This is a genomic window from Rhodopseudomonas sp. (genome assembly GCF_048594845.1).
Classification (GTDB): Bacteria; Pseudomonadota; Alphaproteobacteria; order Rhizobiales; family Xanthobacteraceae; genus Rhodopseudomonas.
The window spans coordinates 1-1,527 of record NZ_JBMDXE010000079.1 but is presented as its reverse complement, the minus strand read 5'-3'; the positions used below and the strand labels follow the sequence as shown (position 1 = coordinate 1,527).

The window sequence follows — 1,527 nt, the reverse complement described above, 5'->3', positions numbered from 1 at the left end:
TAGCCGCGGAAATGCGGCGAGTTGATCATTTCGATCGCCAGCTTCTCCGCCTCGGAAAGCGAAAAGAAATTACGCGACGCGATCAGCACGTCGCGGATCAGCCGATCCGAAATGCCGTGGCCGGTCAGATAGAAAAAGCCCGGCCCGAACGCCGCGGCCCGGACATCCTGCAGAAACCCGGTCCGGTCCGCGGCATGGCCGGAGAATCGGGTGAGGTCGAGAATTGGAAGAGTGGGAGGAATGGCGGGCATGAAATGGCTCCGGCTGATCGATCCATGGAGGATGAGTCTGTCGTCCGGCGCTGTCGAGCCCGCGGAAGAAAAAGCACCGCCGCGACTACGTCCGGTTCGCTGCGCGCGTCGTTTGTTTTGCCGAAGCTGTCCTGAGCGGATGATCATTCTCGGCTGTGTCGGGTGAAACGCGCCAGGGACCGATGCGTCTTTGCGGTGAGCTCACCGTCGATTCAAATCCGTTCGGGCCGGGTCATGATTATACCAGAAGTAGTACCCATTGCGACCGGTGCGATGTTTCGAACGACATTCCTTCGACTAATCAAAATTTAGATAGCCGTCCTCGCGCCTCCGATTGAAGCTGCGTCGCTTCGCCTCTAGCATCGGACACTGCGTAGCGACATCGAGGTCGCCGTGCCGAGATGCTCCGACCGATTGCGAGAGACTTAATCCATGCGAGCGTTTGCCGTTCCCGTCATCATTGCCGTCCTGATCGTGCTCGCATCGCCTGCGACCGCGGAGACCGTCCGGGTCGGTGTCACCAGCGGTCCGCATGCGCAGATCAGCGAGGCGCTGCTGCCGGTCGCCAAGGCCAAGGGGCTCGACGTCAAGCTGGTGGAATTCTCCGATGGCGCGCTGATCGATGTCGCCACCCACAATGGCGAGCTGGACGCCAACGCTTTCCAGCATACGCCCTATCTCGATCAGCAGAATCGTGACCGCGGGCTCGACGTGGTCTCGGTGGGGCGGACCATCCTGCTGCCGATGGCCGGCTATTCGAAGAAACACAAGTCGCTCGCCGATCTGCCGGTCGGCGCCACGATCTCGATCCCCAACGATCCGACCAATGGCGGCCGTGCGCTGAAGCTGCTCGAGGCGGGCGGGGTGCTCAAGCTGAAGGCCGGCAGCAATTTCAGCGCGACCGAACTCGACATCGTCGACAATCCCAAGAAGGTGAAGATCCTGGCGATGGAGACGGCGCAGCTGCCGCGGTCGTTGGAGGACGTCGATTTCTCGGTGATCACCTCGTTCTTCGCGCTGAGCGCCGGCCTCGTGCCCAACCGCGACTCGCTGCTGATCGAAAGCCAGCAGTCGGACTATGTCTGCCTGGTCGGTGTGGCGCGCAAGAATGCCGACAAGCCTTGGGTGAAGACGCTGGTCGAGAGCTATCAATCACCGGAGGTCAAGGAGTTCATCCAGAAGAAGTTCAACGGCAACATCATCGCGGCCTGGTGACGAAGCGATGGACGCATTGGCGCCGACCGCAAACTTCCGCCGAACGGCAGCCGCCGACGTG

At 61.4% G+C, this 1,527-nt stretch carries 2 protein-coding genes; one reads left to right on the top strand and one right to left on the bottom strand.

All coding sequences use genetic code 11. The features are described from left to right. The coding region (locus ACOJTD_RS04460) for a 2-oxoglutarate and iron-dependent oxygenase domain-containing protein (protein ID WP_420131724.1) at window positions 1–398 on the bottom strand (398 nt) is incomplete at its 3' end. A 285-nt stretch (window positions 399–683) separates the two neighbouring features. On the opposite strand from ACOJTD_RS04460, the gene ACOJTD_RS04455 reads away from it, so the two are divergent. Next, on the top strand, window positions 684–1,466 hold the full coding sequence (locus ACOJTD_RS04455) for a MetQ/NlpA family ABC transporter substrate-binding protein (RefSeq protein ID WP_420131723.1): 783 nt from the start codon (window positions 684–686) through the stop codon (window positions 1,464–1,466). The last annotated feature ends 61 nt before the right edge of the window (window positions 1,467–1,527 follow it).

What these genes read in the sequence shown, in the direction of transcription:
- ACOJTD_RS04455 (WP_420131723.1), top strand. Translation starts at nt 684, where the DNA reads ATGCGAGCGTTTGCCGTTCCCGTCATCATTGCCGTCCTGATCGTGCTC.